We start from the raw sequence: 25,508 nt of genomic DNA on the forward strand, positions 1-25,508 counted from the left end.
CCGTGGAAATATTCGTAAACGAACAAAAATTGGAAAGTGTCATCGAAAACGAAAAGAACCTAGGAGAGGTTTTTGATGCGGTACGCCGTTGGGTGGAAAACAACGGTAAGTTTTTATTATCCTGCGTAGTGGACGGAGAGGAATTTGCCCAATCTACTATGCGAGATTCTTCCATAGCCAAAGCATCTAAAATGGAATTTTTTGTAGGGGAAGAACTAGATATTCTAATCAGTTCTCTTCATGAGTTAGATTCTTATGTGGATAAAGTTGGAACTACTTTGCTTGGTAGGGATAGTCTGACCGAAAAAGAATCTAAGGAATTAACGGACGGGATTGAATGGATCGAAAGTCTTCTACAATCTGCGGGTAAACTTCTAAAATTAAAATATGATCAGATCAAACCGATGGGAACCGGAAATACAGTTAGCGATATTCTGGCTGCTCTTCATCAGAATTCTTCTAAGTTGGAAGGAACTACTGCGATCGAGGAATTTTTAGAATATCTAAGGGACCTGAAATTATTCGTGATGGATCTGGTAGCAAGAGCTTCCGTTCTGGATCTAGAACTTCCTACACTTAGGGAAATTTTGGATACTTTTATCAAAGCGGTACCTGCTTTAAAAGAAAGTTTCGTGAAAGTAAACGAAAGTTATCAGGCCGGAAAGGACGAGGTTGCGACTCATCTTCTTACACAATCCGTTTCTCAGATCAATGTTCTTCTGACTTCGTTCATTACGTTGAGACAAAAATTACCGGGAATGGATTTCTCTAAGATCATTGTATCAGAAAAGACTTTCGAAGAAAAAACGAACGATCTGAACGATACTCTTGCTTCAGTGGCACTTGCATTGGAAGAAAAAGATATCATTCGTGCAGGAGATATTATAGAGTATGAGATCCCTGCAGTTCTGGATGAATTACTTCCTTTCTTGGAAAAAGTGAAAGAGCAGGCGGATTCACTCGCAGTGGAATCCTAAGCCGTAATTTCCAAACAGAATAAAGTTAAATCGTCCGTCATGATCCCGTCTCCGAAGGATTCCGAATAGGAAACCAAGGAGCGGATCAAACTGTCCGAATCCTGGTAGGAAAGTTTTTTGACCGCTTCTACCAGAGTCGCGTTTCCCATTGGGATACCTTTAGAACCTCTTACTTCGAATAGGCCGTCCGAATAGAGTAAAACTCTATCTCCAGGCCTTAGTTGTATCTGGAAATCCTCTAAGATAGGAGTTCCTACAGCGAGTAGTACTCCCCCTTTTCCTTGTAGATCGATAGTTTCTCCATTTCTAAGTAAAAGTCCCGCGTGATGACCAGCATAACTATATTCTAAAACTTTTGTATCCGGATCGTATCTCAGATACATCGCAGAAATGAAATGTTGGGTCACTACGGAAGAAAGTAGATCGTTCGTGAATAATAAACCTTCTTTAGGTTTGGTACCTTTTCTAGAGAATACATTAAATGAGATGGAAGCCATTGCTGCGACCATCGCAGAAGAGATTCCATGCCCGGAAACATCCGCAAATAGTATGTCTATTTTTCCGTCTGAACTTTCCGAACAATTGAGTACGTCACCTCCGACTCGATCGTAAGGTCTAAAGTAGGAGAAAATCTTAAATTCATTCGAATTAGGAAAGTCTCTTGTGGTAATCGTATTTTGGACTTCTCTCGCTATATCCAGATCTCGTATCACCCTGGAATACAACATATTGATCCTTTCGGAAGCTTCCTTTCTTTCGGTGATGTCCCTGAGTACGTAAACTTTTCCTAGGTCTCTTCCGGAAATAGGGATCTCCGATTTAGAAACTTCCAAATAAACGGATTCAGTGCTAGGTAATATCGCTTCTTCTTCCGAGGTAATCGGATGTATCTCTGAAGATCTTTTTTTAAATTCCATTCTGGAAAAAGGCCTTCTTGTAAAACCTTCCAGAAATTTTCCTAGATCCAATTTTTCAGGAGTAGCTGCTATTTTAGGAAAACCTAACATATCTCTTGCGCTTTCGTTCCAGTACAATAGATCATCCGAAGCGGATAATAGGATCACTCCTTCCCTAAGTTTCGCGTATAATTGTAATGCGATCTTCTCCAAACGAATTTCTAAAAATCCGTATTTTGCAATTGCAATGAATATACATGCGGATTGGATCACACTCGCACTTCCGCTGAGTGGGGGATAGTGAAGATCTCCTTGAGATAAAATTCGAGGTAGTACTGTGGTTAAAAATCCTAAAACGGAAGTAAGAAATGTCCCGAAAGCCAAAAGATAACATTGTTTTCGAAATCCGATCTCTTCCTTCCTGGATTCAAAGATCAAAAGAAAGATCGCATAGATAGGAGGAGAGACTATCAGAATATTGATCCCGTATACATATAAAGGACCTTGGATCAACATATCTCCCCAATATTTTCTTTCCACTCCTGCAATGATCCAATCAGTAGTTAATGTGATGGGAAAAATGGCTAAAGCGAGCCCTCGTAATAAATATAATACTATATTAGGGTTTTTTGATAAAAATGCGAATACGAACTCGAGGAATAATGGGCCGACCAGAAGCCAGGAAATAGAGCTGATCTTGAAGATCCATGTCATCCAATGAGGCGGAAGAAAGGACCAATATAAAATAATGGATATGATCCAAAGACTTAGAGCACCCGAATACATCAGGTATAGATGAACCACTCTATGTTTTCCTTTTAAAGCTAGTACATATGTAAATAGCCAAAGGTTGATAAATAACGCGAATAGAGGAACGATTAGATACGGATTCATGCCTGTCCGATCTCCAAAGCTAACATTGCTAGATCGTCGTTATGTTTTCCTTTTCCGAAATCCAATGCCTTTCTATGAGCGGCTTCGAGTAAGGATCGAGTGTCCCGATCCGCCATTCCTTCTATCCATTGAATGAATTCCTCGTATCCGAAAATTTCTCCTACATCGTTCTTTACTTCGTATAGGCCATCCGAGTAAAACAATAATCGATCCGAAGGTTTAAGATCGAATTGATAATCGTTTAAATGTAATTCCTTGATAGCGAGTAAGATCCTCCCTTCTCCTTCTAAAGGAATTACTTTCCCCGCTCTGAATACGAGCATAGGATGATGGCCTGCGTAGGAGAATTTTACCTGGTTCTTCTCAGGATAAAAACTCGCAAATACTGCGGAGATATGATGATGAAGTACTACCTTAGAAAGCATCTCATGGATCTCTGATAGGCTTTCCTTCGGAGACAAACGTTTATCCGAAACGATCTGAAATGCGATAGAAAGCATTCCTCCTACCATCGCAGAAGCGATCCCATGTCCGGAAACATCCGCAAAAAGTATATCCACTCTTTCTCCCGGATGTTCGATCACTCTGAGCATATCTCCTCCCACCTTATCAATAGGCTGGAAGAAAGAATGTATCCTGTAAGAACCCTTATCCGGGAATTTTTGGGTGATGATCGAGGCCTGGGTGACCCTTGCGATCTCTAAGTCATTAACGATTTGTGAATATAGTTGGTGGATCTTTTCTTGGGCCGCTTTTTTTTCCGTGATATCTCGGAGAAGATATAAGGTTCCGGATTCTTCTTCCGTGATCCTGATATTGGATACTGTCAGTTCTATAAATTGTTGGGAAGGATGATTGATCAGTTGATAATCCCTTGGAAAATGATCCTGGTCCTGCCTATATCCTGCGAAATGATCTTCAGGTTTAAATATTCCTTCTTTAGAAGGAGAGCCGTCCAGGATGGAGATCGCAGCTTGGTTTGCAAAAAAGAACTCCTGGTTTTCTTTCGTAAGTACGATCCCGTCGTGAATATCCCTGAATAATTCTACTGCGATCCTTTCCAGACTGATATTCAAGAAACCGTAACGTGTGATCGCGACGAATATGAAGAATGCTTGGATACTGATTGCAGCAGGACTCAAAGGAACGAACAGGTATCTACCTTGTTCATCTAGATTGAATAGCTCAGTATAAGCGCTGATGCTGAGAGCGATCGTTGTTCCCAGGATCCAATAATTCAACTGTTGTTTTATTTTCCTTTGTTTGGTCCGAAATCTTTCTTGGAGTAACAAGTATAGTCCCCAGATCGCCGGCCCGCTAACTGCAATCGTGCTGAATAAGACGAATAATATCCCCGGTTGTAGTTCGTACCCCCAATCATAAAGTACCGAACCTTGGATGATCCAATCGGTAGAAGCAGTAAGAAAAATTGTGAGAACTACGGAGAAACGAAAGAATGGAAGTATGATTGTCGAACGAATGTTTAAAAATCTATAAACGGTTTCTAAGAATAATAATCCTACGGGGATCCAGGTAAAACAGGAGAGTTTGAAGATAGGAGTCATCCATTCCGGCGGAAGCATACTCCAATACAAAATATAGGAAACTAACCATAAATTTAGGAATAAAACGAACCGTAAAAAATCCCGGATTACTGCGCTTCTGAACCTCCTTGCGAAAACATATGAAATTAAGAGAGTATTGATAATTAAGGCGCTTATAGGCAGAAAAAGGTAATAATTCATAGGCCGGAAGCTCCGAGGCATCCTAACCGAGTCCTAATTCGGGATCAATCCCGAATGACCGGGCGACGGACCTTTTTTAGGCCGGAAAACCACTGTTTTAGGACGATAAAAATCCTAGAAAATCCGGAATACAATATTAAGAAAATTGTTTGCGTTAGACGACATTGTATATAGGGTTGACGCGACTAACGCAGAGTCATATGGCCGAAGAGGGAAGTCGAATGGGTGGATTGGATTCGATCGGAACAAAAGAAATGAGCACAATGTATTGTGTTCGAGAGTCCGGTTCCTATTTTTCTGTGGAAGCTCCTATCCTTTCCCTAAAAGGGATCAACCTTACCCCAATTTGTATATGCCCCAGCTGCGGTACGGAGAGTAGGACGCCCTGGGTAAAGTCCAGAGGTAGACTAAGAGATTGGGCTGCATTTCTGGAAGAAGTCCGAGATATCACCTGTTCTAACGATTCCTGTTCTTCCAAATTCTCCCAAAAGTATATTTTGGATTATCCTAAAGAAGTAGGAACTTTAAATAAATCGAATCTTCTAAAATTGATGATCTCTTGGTTCGAGGAATATTCAGGCAGATCCATTTCCTTTGAAGAAGAGGAGGATTCGGAAAGCTTAAAATGGGACCCTTTCTTCCTATCCGTTCCGAATTGGGCGGATCATATCTCCACTCATTTGTTTGCGAATATCATGCGTTATACTCCTCCCAGGGATTTGGAAGGAGTACTTTTAGGAAGAAGGGGAATGCCTTTATTCGGCGGTTTTAAGTCTTCTAAATCGGACCCGGATTCATCTTTCGCTTAAGATCTTACGGGAAAGAATTTCATCTTTTTTTAATTGATCAATTAACGCGTCCACTCCGGAGAATTTCACTTCCGATCTGATCTTTTCCGTAAATAATACATTCACTTGTTTCCCATAAATATCATTCGAAAAATCGAATATATGACTTTCTAATGTGATCACTTGGTCACCAAAAGTGGGATTATTTCCAATATTGATCATAGAAGGATAGGTTTTACCGTCTATTTCGGTCCTTCCTGCATATACTCCGACTCCAGGAAGGATCAATTCAGGTAATGGTTGTACATTAGCAGTAGGAAATCCGATCGTTCTTCCTCTCTGATGTCCCTGGACGACGGTTCCGGTTACTGAGAATTCTCTTCCTAAACATTCTTCCGCTTCTGAGACCTTACCTTCCCTCAATAAATAACGAACATAGGAGCTGGAAAGTTTCGTGCTGCCTAGATATACAGGTTCTAATTTTTCCAGATCGTAACCGTATTGCCCGGAGTATTTTTGGAGAAGTTCGAAATCCCCTCTTCTTCCTTTACCGAAACAATGATTGAACCCGATCAGGATCGATTTGGCTCCCAACTGATCGATCAGAATATCATTTAAGAAAGTTTCCGCTTCTATTTGAGCGAATTCGAGAGTAAAAGGGACAACGATCAGCCAATCGATCCCGTAAGACTCTATTAAATTTTCCTTATCCGTTTGGGTTGTGATCCCACCCAGGTCCTTGTCTTTTCCCAGAACTAATGCAGGATTCGGATGATACGTGACTACGCAGGAAGGAAGGCCTTTTTCTAAGGAAATTTCCTTGGTTCTCTCTAAAAGGGCCTGATGGCCTAGATGGATCCCATCAAAATTCCCCAAAGTAACGACTGTGGAAGTCTTTAAGTTATCTTTCAAGTTCTCCAGACTTCTAAGAATTTTCAAGTTTCTCTCCAAAGGACGGTCGATATTCTAAAAAGATGGACTGGCGCCGAATTGCAATTCTCTTATTCTTAATCCAGGTCACTGCCGGACAGGGTCCGATCGGTCAGGAAAATCGGAAAACGAAAAATTTTGAGAATTTCTCCAAACCGATGGGAGGAGAAAACTATATTTCCGAGGACTACAGGACTTTTCCCGAACTTTCCATTTGGGCTTATCATAACGGTTTGAAACTTGCTCCCGATAGAAAGGATCCTGCTCCGGGGGCAGGTACCGGTCGATTATTCGATAACCAATGCAGAATGGTTCCTGAAACCGGGTTGGACATCCTACTCGTCGCTGATCCTGATAGAAAAGACAATATCTACGTGTATTTCGATCTAACTTTATTCGGAAAAACGGAAAATTCTGCCGTTTTACCCGATCGAGAACTTAGAATATCCGCAAACGGTAGGATGAAAAGAACGGTTCGATTTCCAGACCAGAATTTATACACCAAGTCTATCTATGGAGGAACGCCTCCAATTTATATCATCGTAGATCCTTCCGAATTGAAAGAGGGTAGATTAGTTTTGAATTTGTCTCCTATCGCAGGAGAAAAAGGAAGATTTTGGGGGGTCTGGGATGTGTTTTTATCCTACAAAGCCCCCGAATACCCTTGAAAGTTCAAGGGAACTGGCTAGTAAATTCAGACTCTGAAAGGGTTTGGAAATAAGAAGTGAGCCCTGCTACTTTAAAAACTTTCTCGATCGCAGGTTTCATATTCGCGATGAAAAATTTTCCGCTCAATTCTTGGACATAATTCAGTTGTTTAATTAACATCCCGATCCCGGAAGAATCGATATAGTTCAGTTTTTCCAGGTTAATGACTACGTTATTGTTATTTCGATCTATGTTCTGTTCGAAAAAGTTTTTGAGATCAATGGACGTATAGATGTCCAGGCTCCCGGAGAGGCTGATTATATTTGTTTCGCTGGATTTTCTAATGCTGATTTCCATATCCGTCCCTTCCCTTTTCGTAGAATCCGGCCGGAATTCAACGAATTTTTAGGAAAAATCCGGGCTTTTTGAAGGAATGGACGACACTATTTAGTAGGAACTTCCGGAACTCATACGAATGAAGAAACTACATATTATATTTCTTCTGCTATTCCTTATTGGATGGGAATTATCCGCTCAGGATTTTGAAAAGGATGGGCAGATTAAAATTTTGCCATACGAGCCTACTCAGGTTCGGGACATAGAAGGACTCATTAAAGACATCAAAGACTTCCACAAAAGGATAGAAGACATGCTTCCATTCTTGAACAAAAGGAAGAAAATTATTGATAACGAGTATTTCCAGTTTGTTCCTGCTATGGAAAATTTCAATTTTCCGATCAGAGACAGATATTTGGTGGATAAAAAGTTTTATCTAAAAGTTTCCGTGGGAGACGGTTCCCTGAAACTGGACGGGGTCCGCTTCATTACACGCAAATCTTTAGTAACTAAACTTCGCCCCATCAATGATGAGATCGGAGAATTGAAGAATGACAGAGTGGCAAACTCTGATCCTGCAGGGATCGTTTTAATCGTAAAAAGAAAAACGGATGCAGGAACGAAAGAAGAAGTATATAGTTTAGGAAATATCAGAAGTCCGAATCAAAGAGTGAAATTTGTCCGTTCTTATCGTGACAATCTTGCGGAAGTGATCCAGGCAATCGATAAATATGTGGAAGGAACGATCCGTGCCGATTCTAAAGACGTGGATACCATGCTGGACGGTTTGGAAAGTGGTGGTTCCTTCCAGGAATATAATTCGAATCGTTAAATACTTTCTCGAGTCTAAAACAGTATTATGAATCAGGCCTGGACAGATCATTATCGGGTTCTGGGCCTGAGTTTCGGAGCAAGTCCGGAATCTATAAAACATAGATATAGAGAACTCGCCAAAATTTTCCATCCGGACAACCGGCTTACCGGATCCAAACCTGTCTTTCTAAAAGTTTTAGAATCCTATCAGATACTCTCCAAACCGGAAGAACGTTCCAGATTCGATGAAGAATTCAAGATCAGGAAGAAGAAAGAACATGCAAAAAATGGAATTTACCTGATCCCGCCTTCTCGGATCTTATTCGCCACTCAAGCGGTTGAATTTGCGAGAAGGGGACTTCTTCGTGCAGGAATGAGAAGTAGGGACAGAAAAAAATACACAGGGATCTATCACGATATACGTATCTGTTTGAAACCTGAAGAGTTACTCGGTAGGATCTTTGCCGCGATCCCGCTTGTTGTCCGTTCCTTATGCCCTGAATGTAGGGGTTCCGACTTAAATTGTATATCCTGCGGTGGAAAAGGAAGTTATAAGAGTTATCGTTATTTAAAATGGAGTCCGGAACCGGGCAGTCTTTTTCCGGGTCGGATCTATACGTTGGATCTTTCCGGGTTTCGTCCAGACGTCTTCACACATTTCAAGAAAAGGACCTTAAAAGTTAAAATTGAACTCTTAAGGGCTCCTAAAAAATAGGCTTATATGCAGAAGGTTTTAAAATTCGAGCCCATCTATAAGGAAAAAGTCTGGGGCGGTAGAAAATTAGAAACCGTATTGGGAAGAAAGATCCCTTCCGGAGATATAGGCGAGTCCTGGGAGATTTCGGATTACGGTTCCGATCTTTCCGTAATTTCAAACGGAGAATTTTCAGGAAAAACTTTTAGAGAAGTTTATACTTCAAATTACGAATCCATTTTAGGAAAACCATTCCAAGGGCAAAATTTTCCACTTTTAATCAAACTTATAGACGCTAAGGAAAAATTATCCGTTCAAGTTCATCCGGACGATGCATATGCGGAAGAATTCGATCCGGAGAGTGCCGGCAAAAAAGAAGCGTGGACTGTTCTACAAGCGGACAAAGGATCCAAATTAGTCTGCGGATTTTCCAAACAAACGAATAAGGAAGAATTTTCCGAATACGTAAAATCAAATCGTGTAGAGGAAATTCTAAACGAAGTAGAAGTAAAAGAGCTGGATTCATTTTTATTGAACCCAGGAAGAATACACGCGATTGGCGGAGGGATCCTTTTGATGGAAGTCCAACAATCCTCCGATTCCACTTACAGGGTATATGATTACGGAAGGCCTAGAGAATTACATTTACAAAAGGCATTGGATGTTCTGGACTTTTCTTCCGCAGATCCTAAGGACAGGCTTGTTCCGAAAAAGATAGAAAATCCTGGGATCGATCGTTCGATTTTGACTGCGAATGATAAATTCAGAATGGAAATTTTAGAAATTCATTCTTCTAAAAAATTCTCTCTTCCTTCCTTCTCTTCCGAGCCGGTATTTCATGTTTTGATGGTTTTGGAAGGGGAATGTACATTAGAAAATCTTGATCTAAAGACAGGGGACACGGTTCTCGTGACTGCTTTCGGCATCGGCCAAGGCATAGAATGTGAATCCAGATCTTCTTTCCTTCGTTTAGCATGGTCCGGCCCGGGTTCCGATTGGATCCAATATCATTCCTCATGAACGGTCCCGGAGAATTTTCGGAAGAACCTTTACTTTGGGTAAGCGAAGCCGAGATCAAAAAACAAAGGCAGATCGCAAAAGACCTTAGAAAAACACCTTGGTGGAAAAAGAAAAAGGCGGACGGGATTTGCCATTACTGCGGTAAAAAATTCCCTTCGGACGAACTCACCATGGATCATCTGATCCCTTTGGCAAAAGGTGGGAAGTCCATCAAAGCAAATCTGGTCCCTGCATGTAAAGACTGCAATAACGCTAAGAAGAATAAATTACCTTTCGAGGAATTTTAAGCTTACCAGCAATGAGAATGGTAAACTGCTTCTATAAAATACAATTTACAATAATTCGGATCTTCGGGTTGAGCAAGACAAGCTGTTTGTAATAATTCGCTCGTCTTCTTATCATCCGGGGTGGACCTGCCGCAGTCCTGTTTCCCGCCCGAGTTGCAGTTTGTAAAAAGTAAAAAGAATACGAATAATAGAATGGCCGAAATAATATTAACTATTTTTAAACTATTCATGCGCCTCCAGCGGGCTTAGGTCTACTTTGCACATACCTTTCCAAAAATAGGATCCAATCCCTTTTGAGGGAAGGTTTTTTAAGATAAGAATCGAATCCTGAATTTTCAAAAAATTCCTCAGATCCAGGCAAAGCATGAGCCGTCCAAGCAACAAGATGCGGAGGATGGGCAAAAGTTTCCTTAATTTTTTTAGATACTTCCAGTCCGCTTATATCCGGAAGATCGATGTCCAAAAGTACGATTTCATAAGTCTCTCGATCCAATTGATTCAATGCATCTTTTCCGAAACCTAAAGAATGGACTTTCATCCCTAGTTTGGTAAGCAGATCGAAAGCGACTCTTCTGGAAAATTCCTGATCTTCTACGAGTAGGATCTTTAAAGGAGGAAGTACGATCGGAGGAGCGGCTTCTTCTTCCAGTTCTTGTTTTTCAGGTTCTTCTTGAGGGAAGGGGAGTAGGAAGGAGAATTTAGAACCTTTTTCCGGAGTACTCAAGATCCGAATACTTCCGCCCATTAGCTCCACTAATTTTTTGGATATGGTCAGTCCGAGTCCGCTTCCTCCGAATTTTCTGGCTACGGAAGAGTCTGCCTGGACGAAAGGTTCGAATAATGTCGCGGCTTGGTCTTCTGCAATTCCGACTCCATCGTCTTCTACCCAGAATTCTAAGATCCTTGAGAATAGATCTTCTCCATAGAATCTTACTCCTAGGCTGACTTTGCCTCCGGAACCGGTGAATTTGATCGCGTTACTAAGTAAGTTTAATAATACCTGTTGGATCCTTCCTTCATCTCCCAAAAATATTCCTGGATGATGTTCCGGATAAGAAATATCCACAAGGATCCTTTTTTCTTCCGCCCTTGCTTTTACCACTCTCGCGGCCCTTTGTAATACTGCGAAAGGATCAAAAGGTAGGATCTCCAACACGAACCGATGGTTTTCTATTTTAGAAAGATCTAATAGCTGGTTTACTAAATGTAAAAGGTTCTCACCGGATGCCTGGATAATTTCTGCGTATTCTTTCTGCTCCTGAGTCAGCGAGGTTTCGGATAGAAGATTAGAAGTTCCCAAAAGACCGTTTAATGGAGTACGGATCTCGTGGCTCATGATCGCTAAAAAGTCGTATCTATATTTTGCTTCCGACTCCGCTTTTTCTTTTGCTGCGGTAAGCTGGACCGTTCTGGATTCTACCTTATTCTCAAGCTCCGTTTTGAGCTCATTCAGGTTTTGATTTGCGATCTGTAATCCCTTCTCAGCTTCCATAGAAGTCCTTAAAACCCGGGAGAAAGAGAAGGAAAATCCCAAACTATGGAAGAATATGAAAAGAAAGATCGCAGGTGCCAATATATAATGAGTATTTAATATATAATTCGAAGAGAGTACGTCGTTTGCTCCGGCTACTAAAATAAAAGAGATCCCGATCAGGAAAAATCTGGATCCCGGTCTCGAGTTAAAAACAGCTCTTACACAACCTAAAAGAATATAAGCTCCCCCTATAATGATCGTGAATTGGAAAGGAAATAGCAATCTTGCATAAAATTCCGCCGGGAAAAGCAAAGTAGGTATAGAGTAAATAAGTAGGACTAAAATTGAGATCTTTTCCGTCTTCGGATGAAAGTCCTGTTTAAAAGAAGTCGCAGAATATGCCATGAACCCGGAACATAAAATATAGGTACTTAAATATTCCAACCGGTAGCTGATCTCCCAAGGTACTTCCGGAAATACAGAATTGAATAACCTATTCCCTGTCAGGAAAAATCTAAACACGGATGCAAGAGAGAAAAGAGCAAAATACATTTGGCTTTTTTCTTCTCTCGTTCTGATGAACGCCATGATCTGATAGATCGCGAGCACAAGCACCGCGGCAGAAGTTGCAATATCCAAGGCCTGGCTATAATGCAATTTTCTTAATATAAGAGAAGGTGTTCCGATCTCGGGAGTGAACCAAAGCCCTCCGTAAATATGTTCGAAGTTAGAGATCTCGAAATCTAATCTTTTTACTCCGATCGGTAGAACGACAACACTTGTGTTTAAAAACGGAACGGATGTCTCTGGAGATTTTCCTACTTTCCCGACGGTATCTAAAAGTTTTCCATCTGCGTAGATAGAGTAGGAAGTTCCCTGGTCCGGGATTTTGAGCATCAACTCCGGAGAATTTTCCGGAAGTTCTAAATGGAGACTGTAGGTTCCGTACCCTTTTCCATTCGGAAATAAAAGTTTTCCATCCTTTGAGATCTCATTCCAGACCTGAGGGATCGATGAATATACAGGCTCTAGGATTTTTTCAGGAATCGGTTCGGAGGCTAGGAATTTTTCAGGATATACTTCCCAATTTCCGGAAAGTGTAATGATCGATTTTTCCGGGTTCCAGTCTTTTGCTTCTAGTTTTCCGTTGCGGATCTTTCCGAATTCGTAGTCTGACCTTCCGCAATTCCAAGAAAATAGCAGGGAAAAAATCAGGATCGGGAAAAATACAGACCGCAAATGCATATTAGTTCGTTGCAGGAGTATCACCAAATAAGGTATCTTTACGATTTTTGCAAGTGTAGATTTTGAAAATTCAGACCAAATTTGGGGAATTTCGCCCTATAAACGACGTATTTTGACGTTTGTCCAGCTTTTACGCGGACTTTATAAATTTTTAACGAAAGTCCCGATCGTAAATAGAGCCGATCTTATCAGTAAGGAAGCCGATCTATGTTGGAATCTTACGATAAGGAAACAGAATCCGCAGAGCATGAGGAGTTAAGTGACGAACTCTTACATCTGTTGGATGAAGATGGAAACCCTTATTCTTTCATCATTGGAGAAGTTGTGGAGTTGGATGAGAACCAATACTTCCTTCTTGTTCCTTCTTCAGAAGAAGAAAAAGACCTAATTAACTTAGACGTAGGTTTTTTGAAAGGTGAAGAAAGTTTTGGATATTTTGCAGTAAAAATTGAAGCGGATGAATTCGGAGAAGATCGTTTGATCGAGGTCACAGATAAAAGGGAACTGGAAGACCTTCTTTATGAATTGAATTCGGACGTGGTCTAAACTTCCAAAAAACGAATTTCATTTTGAAAATAGTTTTTTCCACATAAGAGCCTGTCCCTGGTGGTCCAGGCTCTTGAAGCCCGGGAATTGTTCTCAATAAGCAATACCTAAGTTTTAGTACGGACTATAAAAAAAGAAATCGCATAAATTTCAATGGATTAGAATCTATCATAGTGGAATTAAACGCGCTAAATTTCGAGTTCCAAATCTTGGCCCTTTCAAGCTTGATCATATTGAGCATAGGCCTATTGCGCGTTTCCACTAAATTTGGAATTCCTTCACTACTTATATTCTTAACGATCGGAATGTTAGCAGGTTCCGACTGGATACTAAAGATCTGGTTTAACGATGCAGATCTTACTCGCAAGGTCGGTTCCGTTGCTTTGGCTTTTATTCTCTTCTCCGGAGGTCTGGAAACGGATTGGGGGAAGGTAAAACCTGTACTTTGGAAAGGGATCTCTCTCGGAACGGTGGGAGTTCTTCTCACTTGTCTCATTGTAGCACTATTTGCAATTTTCGTAATGGGCTTCGATCCGATCATCGGGTTCCTTTTAGGAGCGATCGTCTCTTCCACAGATGCAGCGGCGGTATTCAACGTATTAAGAACTAGTAATATTGGTATGAGAAAAGGACTCACTTCTCTTTTGGAATTAGAGTCCGGAAGTAACGACCCTCTTGCAGTTCTATTGACCACTTCCGTTTTGGGATTTGTAGGAACATCGGCTCCGACTTGGGACGCGTTGGCTTGGACGATCTTCCAACAATTTACTTTAGGGATCATACTAGGATTACTCTTAGGATACTGGATCTATAGAGGTATGAACCGGATCAAATTGGATTACGAAGGTTTATATCCGGTGCTACTTTCCGCATCCGTTCTTTTCGTATATTCGGCAACAGATCTGATCGGGGGAAACCCGTTCTTAGCAGTATATATCGCAGGGATCATCATAGGGAATAGATCCTTCGTTCATAAACGAAGTAATGTTCGATTTATGGATGGGATTGGATGGTTAATGCAGATCGTAATGTTCCTTACCTTAGGATTACTCGTATTCCCATCCAAGATCCCTTCGGTCGCTGCTCTCGGGATTGCATTTTCAGTCTTCTTAACTGTGATCGCAAGACCTGCCGCGGTATTTTTAGCATTGATCGGATTCAAAGAAGTGGACTGGAGAGAAAAACTTTTAGTCTCTTGGGTGGGATTAAGAGGTGCAGCTCCGATTATTTTGGCGACATTCCCGTACGCGAAACAATTGCCCGAGTCGGAAATGATCTTCCATATCGTATTCTTTACGGTTTTAACTTCCTTGTTATTGCAAGGATCCACGATCCCGTTTGCAGTTCGTATTCTCGGGCTCGAGGCTTCCTTAGAGCAGAGAGCTTCTTATCCATTTGAATTCGAGAACAAGGACAAGAGCGATACACAACTATTGGAATACATTGTTCCATATGGTTCTGCATCTGTTGGAAAATTCGTGTATGAATTGGACTTCCCGGAGAACTCACTCATTACCTTGATCTATCGAGGAGATTCCCATTTAGTTCCTACAGGTAAAACTAAAATGGAAGATGGGGATGTTCTCCTTGTATTGACTCCTGAAGGGGCAGAAGGAAAGATCCGTGAAATTCTTTCCAGAATGGGAGATAGAAGGGATAGTTAATATTCTTTCTATATGATGGGCCGATCCGATTGGAAGAAATTTCCTAAAAGTATTTTATTAGAGCCCGTCTCGGTCTTTCTTTTATTCCTTTATATCTCCTATCAAAACGCTTGGTTGAGCGATGATTCCTTCATTAGTTTTCGGGTAATAGATCATTTCGTAAATGGAAATGGATTACATTGGAATATTGCAGAGAGAGTCCAAGCGTTTACGAATCCACTTTTAATCCTCGTACTTTCTCCTTTTTATTATCTATATCAAAATATAGTTCTCTGGTCTTTGTTTAGTTCTTTTATTTGGGGACTAGCAACATTCTATTATTTAAGAAAGATCGCGGTTTCTAGTTTTTCTTTTTGGATCGGGATCACTTTCTTATTATCTTCCAGATCCTTCGTGGATTATACATATTCCGGGCTCGAAAATTCTCTGAATTATTTTTTGGCTGCAATCTTCTTTTATCATTATTTTAAAGAAGAAGAGAGCGAAAGATCCAAATTACCGGTTTTAGTTTTGATCGCGAGTGTGGGCCTTGTTTCTCGGATCGATTTTGTCCTGATCTTTATTCTCCCGATTTCGCTGCTTCTTCGCAAAGAATGGAAGAATGGAAAAGTGGATCCTTCTCTTTTATTTAAAATTTCTGTATCGACCTGGCCTGCTATTCTTTGGTTTTTATTCTCTTCTCTGTATTACGGATCACTTCTGCCGAATACGTATTATGCAAAAACGAATGTAGAAGAACCATTTTCTCAAATCCTTCAAAATGGATGGAACTATTACATTTTTGAAATGAAATGGGATCCTATCGTATTTTTCTTTTTACCTTTTGTCGCGATCATCCGGATCTTTTTTAAGAAAAATAATGCACCTATCTGGGTTTTTTTCGGATTTTCTTTGCCATACTTCATTTATATTTTTTCAGTCGGCGGAGATTTTATGGCCGGCAGATTTTTTACGTACGTAATTTTTCTTTTTGGGATCGCACTTGTTCGAATGGAAAGTTTGGAAAAAAAAGAGATCTATATACTTAGCTCTGCATTGATTTTTTATAATATTCTTCTTCTGAGCACTCCGATCCATCCTATCTCTCAGCAAATAAAACAGAATCCTTGGAAATTAGGAAAAGACGAGATCGCGGATGAAAAACTCTGGTATTTCCCGGCAACAGGACTTGTTGCCAGAAATAAAGAGAATTCGCTGATCCCTTATTTAACTCGCAAAAAGTTTTTTGTTACGGAAGAAGATCACGAAAAAGTTTTAGTGAAGTATAATGTTGGGTTTTTCGGATTTCTTCATCCTTCTCAGCATATTTTAGATCATGTTGGGTTAGGGGATCCCCTTCTATCCAGGATCAAAGGTAAAGGGAGGATAGGTCATAAGATCCGGTCTTTGCCATTTGGTTATTTCGATTCTTTGGAATTCGGAGAAAACAGAATTCAAGATCTAGCTTTAAGAGAATATTATGATTCTTTGATGATCCTCACAAGAGGGGAATTGTTCGATCCGAAACGATTCGGGCTTTTTTGGAGATTCCAATTTGGAGATCTTAGAAAATATTCCAAACCATACATAGTCGATGAAGTTCTTGAAAATAAAATTAGAAAAAGATCTTTAGAGAAAGGGAGTCATTCTTTCGACTAGAATGCGTCGATTGTCTCCGGTTTGGAGAGAGATGATCCCACGGATGATCGCCTGTCTTCTTTTGTTCCTGGAATATGCCCAGGTCCTCAAACGATTTGCCAAAGGAAAATAAGCAAGGTTTGCAAAAGCAATCCCGTAGAAAGTTGCAATAAATGCGGTCGCGATCCCTTCTCCCAAAGCTCTTGTTCCTGCTCCTAAATTTTCCAAAACACTTACGAGTCCCATCACTGTTCCGATGATCCCGATCGTAGGAGAAAATCCACCTGCGGTTTCCAGAATTTTTGCGGAACGGATCTCTTGGTTTTCAAATCCTTCTGCGGCTTCGAATAAAATTTCTTCCACTGCTCTTGGATCTGTTCCATCCACGATGAGTTGGATCCCTTTTCTTAAAAAAGCATCCGGCACTCCTGCGAGTTGGTCTTCCAAAGAAAGTAATCCGTTTTTGCGGGCCTTCTCCGCAAAATCCAAAAACACATCCGATAAAGAAAACTCTCTTTTAGGAAAAAGGGATTCTCTTAAATGAAGGATCAGGTTTGCGAATTCCTCCGGAGAATAACTCGCGTAGGTTGCGCCTGCAGTTCCCCCCAGGATCAAAACAAGCGCAGATAATTTGAGAAAGGAAAGAAAATGCGCTTCTTCCAACAAGATCGCCAATAGCACGGAAGCTAAGGCGGCAATTAAACCGATGATGGCCGAACGCATGGGAGCAAAGTAGGCGTATTATGTCCTAGAGACAAGTCTTTTTGGGGCGCCTCTGCCTTCGGCAGACCGGGCTCTCCGCTTCGGTCGCTTCGCGACGCCCGCGTCGATCCCTGGCGCGAGAAATTCATTTAAGATCTTATTTAACTTTGCTGCTTCGTTTCGCGCAGAGTTCACGGAGAACACAGAGAAAAAAAACAAGCACTCTGTGAGCTCTGTGAACTCCGTGCGAAAAATATGGTGGGAAGGGGGTAGCAAAAAAATAAGGGACGGTTTCGTCCATCCCCTCTACAAGAAAGTGAAAATTCGCAGTGGAGTAACTCTAGCCAGGGAGGCTAAAGGTCCATCCGATTTAGAATATCGGATTTCGGAGTTCTTACCTTAGGCTTGGTCTGGATTTTTTCCCAGGGCTGGGGGATTTAATTTTGGTCGGAAAAAGTTCCGTTTGCATGTTGCACTGCAAAACACATTGACTTTTTAGGTATTTCCAAAATCTTTGTCCCAAATGCTCACTTTCGTCACTGTTCTTTTTCTGGGAATTTACGCTTTAGATATTCTGGGATTATTTTTCTTCGGAATTCACACGTATATCATGGTGTATTTGTACAGAAAGTACAACACCAATTGTGACACTGATCCGAGCAGAAACCTTTCTATGGACGACCCGGAACTTCCTGTGGTCACTGTCCAACTTCCGATCTTCAACGAGTTTTACGTAGTAGATCGTTTGATCGATTCCACAATCGCATTAAAATATCCTAAAGATAAATTAGAGATCCAAGTTCTGGACGATTCTACAGACGAAACGATCCAAAAAGCTGCTTCTCTCGTGGCAAAATACAAAGCACAGGGTTTTGATATCCATCACCTTCATAGAACCAATCGTGTAGGCCATAAGGCAGGTGCTTTGGACGAAGGAATGAGAGTTTCGAAAGGTGATTATATCGCTATTTTCGACGCGGACTTCATGCCGGATCCTGACTTCCTATTAAAGACCATGGCGTATTTCGATGATCCTCAAATCGGAATGGTCCAAGCTCGTTGGGGTCATATCAACGCAGATTATAATATTCTTACAAAAGCTCAAAGTTTCGGGATCGACGGTCACTTCATGATCGAGCAGGTCGCAAGAAACGGTTCCAAACTTTGGATGAACTTCAACGGTACTGCAGGTACTTGGAGAAAGAAAACGATCGAGGACGCAGGCGGTTGGGAGCATGATACTCTTACCGAAGACTTCGATCTTTCTTACCGTGCAGAGTTAAAAGGTTGGAAGTTCCGTTATTTTAAAGATGTGGTATGTCCTGCAGAAATTCCTGCAATGATGTCCGCTTATAAATCCCAACAATTCCGTTGGTGCAAGGGTTCTATCCAAACTGCAGTGAAACTTCTTCCTCGTATTTGGAAAGCGGATCTACCTTGGAAAATCAAGGCAGAGGCTGTTACCCACCTGATCAATTATTCCGTTCACCCATTAATGATCGTGAATATTCTATTCAGCGCTCCATTATTATTAATGGAATACTGGTCTGGATTCAGCTTCTATGATCTTCCTTTAGAAGTATTGTCCGGAACTGCTGCAGTTCTATCGATCGGATCCGTAGGACCTTTATTCTTCTACGCGTATTCTCAAAAGACATTATACAAAGATTGGAAGAAAAGATTAGTGTATCTTCCGATCCTGATCATGATTGGAACAGGGATCGCGATCGTAAATACCAGAGCTTGGTTAGAAGCGGTTTTAGGGATCCAGTCTTCCTTCAAAAGAACGCCTAAATTAAGGATCGAGAAAAACTCCGATTCCTTGAAAGAAAGGCTGAAATACACTGTTCCTTTGGATTTCCATGTAGTTTTGGAATTCCTTCTCGGATGTTATTGTGTATTCTCCGTTGTGCTATCATTCTTAGTAGGACGTCCTTATATCGTGGGCTTCCTATTGATCTACGGGATCGGTTTCTTCTTCGTTTCCTTTAAGTCTTTCCAAGAATTTACCTGGAAATACAAAGAAGCAAGAAACGCTTCCCAAGAAGAGATTCCTCAGGAAGCCTGACAGCCTTCCCAAAAGGCGAGGAAACGGGTTGACTCCCTGTGCCCTCGCCTAAATCTGTCAAATACCCCAGGAAACAGGATAACCGATGAGTGAGAAAGTCTATTGCGCCAACTGCCTGCATTGCGTAACCGTCAGACAGTATGAATCCGAGGCGGACAAATACATCCTCCGGGTCAAATGTACCAAGAAAAAATGGTCCAAACGTTCCGGCGAAGAAAAGTTATATAAATACTTCACAGTGGCTCGCCGTATGCAAACAGATTGCGAATTCTACGAGCCGATGGGAGAAATTCTTCCTTATATCAAAAATTTGAAGAAAGAACTTCCTATTAAAGACGAAATCTACATGGTCAAGTCGCCTAACTAAAAAGGGCATTGTTCACAAAACCGTTCCTCCTCCAACCCAGGACCGTAAAAGAAACGGGAAATCGCAAAACGGTCCTGGACGAACCCTACACTCTTTTCCCGGACCGAGACGCCCTATTACTTAAGGATTTTCCGGTTCGGGTAAGCGTAGGAGATCCTCTCTACAAACAATCTTCAGGCATCGTTCTTTCTCCAGTGAATGGGATCGCTTCTTTGGAACATAGCGAAGAAGGTTCCAAAATCAGGATCGTTCAAGACGGGAATTTCATAGGTTCCAAACCTTGGATCCCTAAAACTCTCAAAAAAGAAGAAATACTCGAGCCAATGGATAAATTGGGTTTGGTCAGTTTGGACTTTTCAAGCCATTCTCTCTCTTCTTATTTTAAATCCAGGCAGAAGACAAAACTAATCGTTCTATCTCCATTTACCCGCACACAGGATGTGGATTATCTTCCCGAACTGAAGAAGAACGCGGAATGTCATTCTAAGTTTTTGGAAGTTTTAAAACTTTTATTCCCCGAAGCACAGATCAGGGATTATATCCAAGGTTTAAAACCACCGATTAAAAATTACGCATATCCTTGGGGCATCCCTGAGTATTTCGTTTCTCAGACTGAAAAGTTGTCTTTTTCGAAAATAAACGAGATCCTATATTTGGGACCGGAAACATTATATAATCTTTATAGAGCATTATTCGCGGATTTTCCTTTTATAGAAAGAGAGATCGCATTATATTTCTTAGGTAAGAATGGCGGGCTTAGAAAAGCGGATACCACTGTTCGTATCCGTAACGGACAAAGTTTGAAGTTCCTATTCGAAGAATACGGATCTAGATATACGAATTTTACATTCAATTCCTTTTATGAAAAGAATCCAGTTAGAGACATTAAGAAGGGATTCTATTGGGATATCCGTCAAAATTATTCACTCATATTTTTGACAAGATACGATTCAGACCGTAAAGAATTCCCTTGTGTGGAATGCGGGGAATGTTCTTATAATTGTCCTACTCAGGCAAATCCTATGGCCCTAGTTTCCAGTTTCGGTAATTTTAATTCCGGACTTTGTATGGAATGCGGGATCTGTACTTTTCTTTGCCCTTCTACGATCTCTTTAAGAGATAAGATCCGGACTTGGAAGGAGGCGAATCATGGCTTTTAGTTATGTTCTCTCCACTCAAAACGGATTTTTTAAAAGAAAAGACCTTCTACTTCCGGACATTCTTTTCTCGATTCTGGCAGTTTCTTTGCTAGTGATCGGGTCTGGCGGATCTTATTATCTATTGGTTCCTGCCGGTTTCGGGATACTATTCGGGGCAGCAGCATACTTTCTTCTCACTGGTGGGAAGTCCTACATATTATATTGGCTCAACCATACTCTGAGTTTTGTTTTATTAATACCTAGAGATTCCAGATATCTTCTTCATGCAGTATTTGCATTAGGTTTAGGCTTGGGATTATGGTGGGTATTGGAGCAAAGACTTAAGTTCCGTTTTCCTATTGTTCTAGTCCAATTTCTACTTTTCTTAATATTTTATTTCCTTCCAGGAATAGACGGTTGGAGTTCCAACCCAGGGCTTGTTTATAGAGAAACTTCCTATCCGGACATTTATACTCCCGGATTTTTAAATGAAGCTACAATTTCCAGCTTTAGATATTCGGCATTGGAGGCCTGCGGAGGTTTCGGCATTCTGTTAGTGCTGCCTCTTTTACTTAGAAGGAATTTAGCTCTTCTACTTCCTTTGGGATTTTCCATTTTACTTTCTGTTTGGATGCATTTATCCAAAATCCCAGGCTGGGAAACTGTTTCCGGTCCTGTTTGGTCAGGCATGATCGCCTTCGTACTTCTATTAAATTTACCGGGAAGAAATACAGGGTCACTTTTGCCTCTTTCTTTTTTCAGTTTGGCGCCGATGGGGTTGGCAATTTTTTTCCTTCCGACGCTGTATGTTCCTACATTCCTGTGGGTCTCATCGTTTTTTTTCATTGAATCCATCCTGATTCGTATTTTCCTAGGAGATAGGACAGAGAAGAATGAACCAGCTCCTCGCTTTACTTAAGCCAGAGACTGTAATTTTTGAAATAGAAGGCTCATCTAAGGAAGAAGTGATCAACCAACTTCTCCAGAAAGCCGTCGACTCAGGGCTTATAGCTAGAGAAGACAGGGAACTCGTATATGAATCTCTCATGGCGAGAGAAAAATCCATGTCGACTGGGATCGGGAGTGGTGTGGCAATCCCACATTGTTCGGTCAATTTAGTCGACGAACTCAAATGTGTGATGGGGCTTTCACGAAAGGGCATCGATTTTGACGCAATCGATCATCTTCCGGTCCATATCTTCATCCTGCTCGTAGTTCCCAAATCTAAATTCCAAGAACATATCAAGACACTGGCACAAATCGCAAAAACTCTGAATGTAAAAGAGGACCGCGAAAAACTGATCCTTTCCAAAAATTTCGAAGAAATCCGGAAAGCCTTCTCAGCCTGAGAGGACGCTACGTTGGAAGAAGCGAAACGCTTTCTAATTTTTGCGGTCTTTCTTTCCGCAATTTCCGTTTTTTTCTCCCAACTCAGATCTTTGAATAAGGAGTTTTTGGAAGCGGATTCAGGGATCCGGAAAGAGGATATCCAACAAACCTCATCTAACAAAAGTTTTACGGAAGAGTATTTGGGTTTTTGTAAGGGCCTATTGACCTTCGATTTGGGAGAGACCGAATCCGGAGATCCCGTAATTTCCCATATCGTTTCCAGATTTTGGCCAACTTTACATTTGGCTTCATTTGCGGTTCTTACTGGAACTGTATTCGCAGTTTTTTTAGCCTTAATGTCTCTTATTCCTCGTTTTGGTTTTTTGGGAGAAATATTCGCCTTCTTGAGCCAATTGATCTTATCCACTCCGATCTTTGTAGTTTCGGTCTTATTACTCGTATTATTTTTTTTGATCTTGGGATGGTTTCCTCCGGGAGGATATGAGGCTGGAAATACAGCCTACGTGATCTTACCAGGTTTTGCCTTAGGCTCCAGAGTATTTGCGAGGCTTTTTCTTTTTGCGAGTCAGCTTGCAGGAACGGAAAAAAAATCCGCGTATGTGAATGTATTAAAAGCAAGGGGATATTCAGAAAATCGGATCCTATTCCGGCATATTCTGCTAAAAGTTTCTCCAGTACTTTTGATCCTGGTACTTTTGGATCTAAGTTCCTTACTTTCTGGGGCAATTGTAGTGGAGGAGATCTTTTTCTTTCCGGGGATCGGGAAATCAATGTACCACGCGATCCGCACAATGGATTCTTCCTTATTGGCAGCACTTTTGTTTTATAGTGGAATGATCTTTTATATTCTAACTCGAGTTTCCGAAAAAGTTAGAGATAGGCTTTTAGGGTGGGAGACTGGAGCTGCGTGAAAGTTTCCGATTGGATCAGATACGGAGCGATATTCATATATCTGCTTTTAATAATATTCGGGATCATTTCGAATCCGGCTCCTACGGAATTGAATTTAAAAGAATCATTTCTTCCTCCTTCCATTGAATTTCCTTTCGGTAAGGATAGATTGGGAAGAGATGTATATTCCATGTTTGCGTATGGAAGTGTTGCTACTTTTTTGTTCGCCTTTCCTGCGAGAATATTGACCTTATTTTTTTCTTCTTTCGTCGGACTTTTATCTTACTCCAGTCCTTTTTTGAAGAAGAATTTTTTCAGTCCTCTATCTTCCGTATTTATTTCTCTTCCTTCTCTATTATTAGCACTTTTAGTAGTTCAGGTTTTCGGTGCAGGACCTATTCCTTTATTTTTGGCGATTGTCCTAGGTGATTGGGCACAGGCTTATGAAACAGTAAGAGCTAAGATCGACGAGGTGAGTACAAGCGGATACGCTTTGGCAGCTTCTTGTTTTGGAGCAAGTAGGGGATATATATTCAGAGCACATCTTCTTCCTCAAGCATTCCAAATCTTGAAAGTTTTATTATTTACTGGGCTTCCTGCAGTGATCATGACTCTTGCAATATTCGGATTTTTGGGAATTTCTGCGGGGGGAGAAACGTTCGGTCCAGGACTCGGAGAACAGATCGCTTTTTCAAAAGATTACGTACAAAATGCGCCTTGGGCCTTGGTGTTCCCTACTTTGGGGATTTTAGGGTTAGTGATTACTGTAGGAGGGAAACGATCTTGAAATTTTCCTTATTACAGAAAGTATTCTCTTCTATTCTTTTGATCGTATTATCTCCGATCCTTGTAGTAACTCCTACTTACGGTTTGGATGAATACTATAGATTTCCTGAATATTCTTCTCCTGAAAAAATACAGTTCGAAAAAGAAAGAAAACTCTGTATCTTCCCATTACGGAATTTGACTGGAGATACTTCTCTAGATTTTTATTCCTCCGGTTACGCCTCTGTCATCTATTCCGGTTTAAAATCTCTAACACAGATCTACGACGAAGTTTTAATACCTAAATCTATTCAACATGCATTCGGTTCTAATCCTTCCAATGCACTTCTAAATTTGAGAGAAGGAGAATGGGATTATTCTAAACTAGAAAAACTCAAAAAAGGTGAATTGGCTTTAGGAGTCGGAAAAGACCCTAGATATCTAATTTTAAAAGTGCAACCTTATGAGGCGGAAACTCCTCCCGACGAAGGATTTCTGATCCCAGTTTCCAGAAAATACGACTGCTTTTATTCAATTTACGGAGAATACGAGAAGAAAGGGGAAGAGATCAAATTAAATATTCGGATGAGATCTTCTAAAGACGGTTCCAAAAAAGAATTCTCTCATAAAACGAGTGTTAGGCGTTCATATCAAGAACTAGGCCCGATTATCGAAGAACTACGTAAAACCCTTCTTGGAAAACATACAAAGGCGCTTTCAGTCAAAACAGGAAATTTATACGATGCCTTGGTCTTTATAGACGGGGACTACGTTGGTAAAACTCCATTCAAACGTTCCGATATACTTTCAGGGATCCACGATATTAAGATCACGAAAAACGGTTTTGGAGAATGGGTAGGTCAAGTAGATCTAAGAGAGTCTTCCAAAGAGCTGGATATTACATTAGAAAAAGATAAAAAAGAAGGTTTTATTACTGTAAGTTCGGATCCTGTCGGAGCAAAAGTTTACTTAGGCTCTGAATTTTTAGGAGTCACCCCTTTGGTCAAAGTTCCTGTAAAAATAGGATGGAACCGTCTTAGATTCGTTTTGGGTGAACATGTGGATCAATTCAAAGGAGTTGAGATCAAAAAAGGAGAAGTTGCCGAAATCTCCGTAAAATTAAAAGAAGGAGAATCCGTTTCCTATTATAAAAACAAGAAATACGTATTTTTAGATCATACTTACGACGATTTCGCGATTTATTCCCTATATGGAAGTTTGTTTTTTTATGCGGGTTATTATTATTTTAATTTAAGAGCGGATCAAGCCTTAGAAAATGCAAGACCTATGGTGCAGATCACGAACTTCGTTGCATTACAAGAATTACAAAACTCTTCTCCTAATTTCCAGACATTTGCTACTTCTTATTTTTACCAAGAAAGGATTTATGACGACGCAAGAGATAAGTCCGAATATTTCAGATCTATTTCCGGAAGATTCGGAAAACACCAGGGAGTCCAAGGCGGGCTCATGTTGTACGGGATCGGAACTATGCTTATCTTATCCGCCACTTTTTATGCATTAGGATTGGATTCAGAAACTTTAGAAGTCGGAGTCGCTCCGGTAAAAACAATGCCTACTTTCGTAAGAGGAATAGAAGGGCAGTATGAAACCGAATCTTACGCGAAGTTTCATCTTAGATTCTGAACCTA

25 protein-coding genes are annotated in these 25,508 nt (G+C 40.8%); 18 read left to right on the top strand and 7 right to left on the bottom strand.

Annotated features, from left to right (window positions below; translation table 11 throughout):
- Positions 1–2 precede the first annotated feature (2 nt).
- Positions 3–977, top strand: coding sequence for a hypothetical protein (locus tag EHQ64_RS06425; RefSeq protein ID WP_135648663.1), 975 nt, complete (start codon positions 3–5; stop codon positions 975–977).
- Here EHQ64_RS06425 and EHQ64_RS06430 read toward each other — a convergent pair.
- Both EHQ64_RS06430 and EHQ64_RS06435 read right to left on the bottom strand, forming a co-directional pair.
- On the bottom strand, positions 974–2,767 hold the full coding sequence (locus EHQ64_RS06430) for a SpoIIE family protein phosphatase (protein ID WP_135648664.1): 1,794 nt from the start codon (positions 2,765–2,767) through the stop codon (positions 974–976). The genes EHQ64_RS06425 and EHQ64_RS06430 overlap by 4 nt on opposite strands.
- On the bottom strand, positions 2,764–4,512 hold the full coding sequence (locus EHQ64_RS06435; RefSeq protein WP_135648665.1) for a SpoIIE family protein phosphatase: 1,749 nt from the start codon (positions 4,510–4,512) through the stop codon (positions 2,764–2,766). Before EHQ64_RS06435 ends, EHQ64_RS06430 begins: the two co-directional genes overlap by 4 nt.
- 200 nt (positions 4,513–4,712) lie before the next feature.
- Here EHQ64_RS06435 and EHQ64_RS06440 point away from each other — a divergent pair, with 200 nt between their 5' ends.
- Positions 4,713–5,321, top strand: a complete 609-nt coding sequence (locus EHQ64_RS06440) for a hypothetical protein (protein ID WP_246048607.1) — start codon at positions 4,713–4,715, stop codon at positions 5,319–5,321.
- On the opposite strand, the gene EHQ64_RS06445 is transcribed toward EHQ64_RS06440, so the two are convergent.
- Positions 5,307–6,239: a bifunctional riboflavin kinase/FAD synthetase gene (locus tag EHQ64_RS06445; RefSeq protein ID WP_135648666.1), complete on the bottom strand. Its 933-nt coding sequence runs from the start codon at positions 6,237–6,239 to the stop codon at positions 5,307–5,309. The genes EHQ64_RS06440 and EHQ64_RS06445 overlap by 15 nt on opposite strands.
- 35 nt (positions 6,240–6,274) lie before the next feature.
- On the opposite strand from EHQ64_RS06445, the gene EHQ64_RS06450 reads away from it, so the two are divergent.
- On the top strand, positions 6,275–6,898 hold the full coding sequence (locus EHQ64_RS06450; protein WP_135648667.1) for an LIC10729 family protein: 624 nt from the start codon (positions 6,275–6,277) through the stop codon (positions 6,896–6,898).
- A 4-nt stretch (positions 6,899–6,902) separates the two neighbouring features.
- Here EHQ64_RS06450 and EHQ64_RS06455 read toward each other — a convergent pair whose 3' ends face one another.
- The gene (locus tag EHQ64_RS06455; protein ID WP_008595407.1) at positions 6,903–7,235 is read right to left on the bottom strand and encodes an STAS domain-containing protein; all 333 of its coding nucleotides are present in this window, start codon (positions 7,233–7,235) and stop codon (positions 6,903–6,905) included.
- A 118-nt stretch (positions 7,236–7,353) separates the two neighbouring features.
- Here EHQ64_RS06455 and EHQ64_RS06460 point away from each other — a divergent pair, with 118 nt between their 5' ends.
- Genes EHQ64_RS06460 through EHQ64_RS06475 form a run of 4 tightly spaced genes read left to right on the top strand, consistent with a single transcriptional unit; the run spans position 7,354 to position 10,028 of the window.
- Positions 7,354–8,046: an LIC_12936 family protein gene (locus EHQ64_RS06460; protein WP_135648668.1), complete on the top strand. Its 693-nt coding sequence runs from the start codon at positions 7,354–7,356 to the stop codon at positions 8,044–8,046.
- 27 nt (positions 8,047–8,073) lie between these two features.
- Positions 8,074–8,742, top strand: coding sequence for a J domain-containing protein (locus tag EHQ64_RS06465; RefSeq protein ID WP_135648669.1), 669 nt, complete (start codon positions 8,074–8,076; stop codon positions 8,740–8,742).
- A gap of 6 nt (positions 8,743–8,748) precedes the next feature.
- Positions 8,749–9,741: a type I phosphomannose isomerase catalytic subunit gene (locus EHQ64_RS06470; RefSeq protein WP_135648670.1), complete on the top strand. Its 993-nt coding sequence runs from the start codon at positions 8,749–8,751 to the stop codon at positions 9,739–9,741.
- Complete coding sequence (locus tag EHQ64_RS06475) at positions 9,738–10,028, top strand: HNH endonuclease (protein ID WP_135648671.1); 291 nt, start codon at positions 9,738–9,740, stop codon at positions 10,026–10,028. The genes EHQ64_RS06470 and EHQ64_RS06475 overlap by 4 nt, the downstream gene beginning before the upstream one ends.
- 2 nt (positions 10,029–10,030) lie before the next feature.
- Here the strand turns inward: EHQ64_RS06475 and EHQ64_RS06480 are convergent, their stop codons facing one another.
- Together EHQ64_RS06480 and EHQ64_RS06485 are read right to left on the bottom strand one after the other, a co-directional pair.
- Positions 10,031–10,258: a hypothetical protein gene (locus EHQ64_RS06480; protein ID WP_135648672.1), complete on the bottom strand. Its 228-nt coding sequence runs from the start codon at positions 10,256–10,258 to the stop codon at positions 10,031–10,033.
- Positions 10,255–12,747: an ATP-binding protein gene (locus tag EHQ64_RS06485; protein ID WP_135648673.1), complete on the bottom strand. Its 2,493-nt coding sequence runs from the start codon at positions 12,745–12,747 to the stop codon at positions 10,255–10,257. The genes EHQ64_RS06480 and EHQ64_RS06485 overlap by 4 nt, the downstream gene beginning before the upstream one ends.
- A gap of 207 nt (positions 12,748–12,954) precedes the next feature.
- Between EHQ64_RS06485 and EHQ64_RS06490 the strand changes: the two genes are divergently transcribed.
- The 3 genes from EHQ64_RS06490 (at position 12,955) to EHQ64_RS06500 (ending at position 16,595) form a co-directional block, all read left to right on the top strand.
- Entirely contained in the window at positions 12,955–13,293 is a 339-nt protein-coding gene (locus EHQ64_RS06490) for a DUF1292 domain-containing protein (protein WP_135648674.1), read from the top strand.
- 143 nt (positions 13,294–13,436) lie between these two features.
- Positions 13,437–14,957, top strand: coding sequence for a potassium/proton antiporter (locus tag EHQ64_RS06495; protein ID WP_135648675.1), 1,521 nt, complete (start codon positions 13,437–13,439; stop codon positions 14,955–14,957).
- Positions 14,958–14,969: 12 nt separating this feature from the next.
- Positions 14,970–16,595: a hypothetical protein gene (locus EHQ64_RS06500; RefSeq protein WP_135648676.1), complete on the top strand. Its 1,626-nt coding sequence runs from the start codon at positions 14,970–14,972 to the stop codon at positions 16,593–16,595.
- On the opposite strand, the gene EHQ64_RS06505 is transcribed toward EHQ64_RS06500, so the two are convergent.
- Complete coding sequence (locus EHQ64_RS06505; RefSeq protein ID WP_135648677.1) at positions 16,566–17,297, bottom strand: motility protein A; 732 nt, start codon at positions 17,295–17,297, stop codon at positions 16,566–16,568. The genes EHQ64_RS06500 and EHQ64_RS06505 overlap by 30 nt on opposite strands.
- A 502-nt stretch (positions 17,298–17,799) precedes the next feature.
- On the opposite strand from EHQ64_RS06505, the gene EHQ64_RS06510 reads away from it, so the two are divergent.
- From EHQ64_RS06510 to EHQ64_RS06545, 8 genes are all read left to right on the top strand, one after another.
- Positions 17,800–19,344 carry a cellulose synthase family protein gene (locus EHQ64_RS06510; RefSeq protein ID WP_135648678.1) on the top strand — a complete coding sequence of 515 codons (1,545 nt, stop codon included), beginning with the start codon at positions 17,800–17,802 and terminating at the stop codon, positions 19,342–19,344.
- 85 nt (positions 19,345–19,429) lie between these two features.
- Entirely contained in the window at positions 19,430–19,711 is a 282-nt protein-coding gene (locus EHQ64_RS06515) for a hypothetical protein (RefSeq protein WP_010414765.1), read from the top strand.
- A gap of 8 nt (positions 19,712–19,719) precedes the next feature.
- The gene (locus tag EHQ64_RS06520; protein WP_135648679.1) at positions 19,720–20,871 is read left to right on the top strand and encodes an oxidoreductase; all 1,152 of its coding nucleotides are present in this window, start codon (positions 19,720–19,722) and stop codon (positions 20,869–20,871) included.
- Positions 20,861–21,769 carry a hypothetical protein gene (locus tag EHQ64_RS06525; RefSeq protein ID WP_135648680.1) on the top strand — a complete coding sequence of 303 codons (909 nt, stop codon included), beginning with the start codon at positions 20,861–20,863 and terminating at the stop codon, positions 21,767–21,769. The genes EHQ64_RS06520 and EHQ64_RS06525 overlap by 11 nt, the downstream gene beginning before the upstream one ends.
- Positions 21,744–22,199, top strand: coding sequence for a PTS sugar transporter subunit IIA (locus tag EHQ64_RS06530; RefSeq protein ID WP_135648681.1), 456 nt, complete (start codon positions 21,744–21,746; stop codon positions 22,197–22,199). Before EHQ64_RS06525 ends, EHQ64_RS06530 begins: the two co-directional genes overlap by 26 nt.
- Before the next feature lie 12 nt (positions 22,200–22,211).
- Entirely contained in the window at positions 22,212–23,111 is a 900-nt protein-coding gene (locus EHQ64_RS06535; RefSeq protein ID WP_135648682.1) for an ABC transporter permease subunit, read from the top strand.
- The gene (locus EHQ64_RS06540) at positions 23,108–23,878 is read left to right on the top strand and encodes an ABC transporter permease (protein ID WP_135648683.1); all 771 of its coding nucleotides are present in this window, start codon (positions 23,108–23,110) and stop codon (positions 23,876–23,878) included. Before EHQ64_RS06535 ends, EHQ64_RS06540 begins: the two co-directional genes overlap by 4 nt.
- A complete protein-coding gene (locus EHQ64_RS06545) occupies positions 23,875–25,503 on the top strand; it encodes a PEGA domain-containing protein (protein ID WP_135648684.1) in 1,629 nt (542 codons plus the stop codon). Before EHQ64_RS06540 ends, EHQ64_RS06545 begins: the two co-directional genes overlap by 4 nt.
- Positions 25,504–25,508 lie beyond the last annotated feature (5 nt).

The sequence above is a fragment of the Leptospira sarikeiensis genome, from assembly GCF_004769615.1.
GTDB classification, from domain to species: Bacteria; Spirochaetota; Leptospiria; order Leptospirales; family Leptospiraceae; genus Leptospira_B; species Leptospira_B sarikeiensis.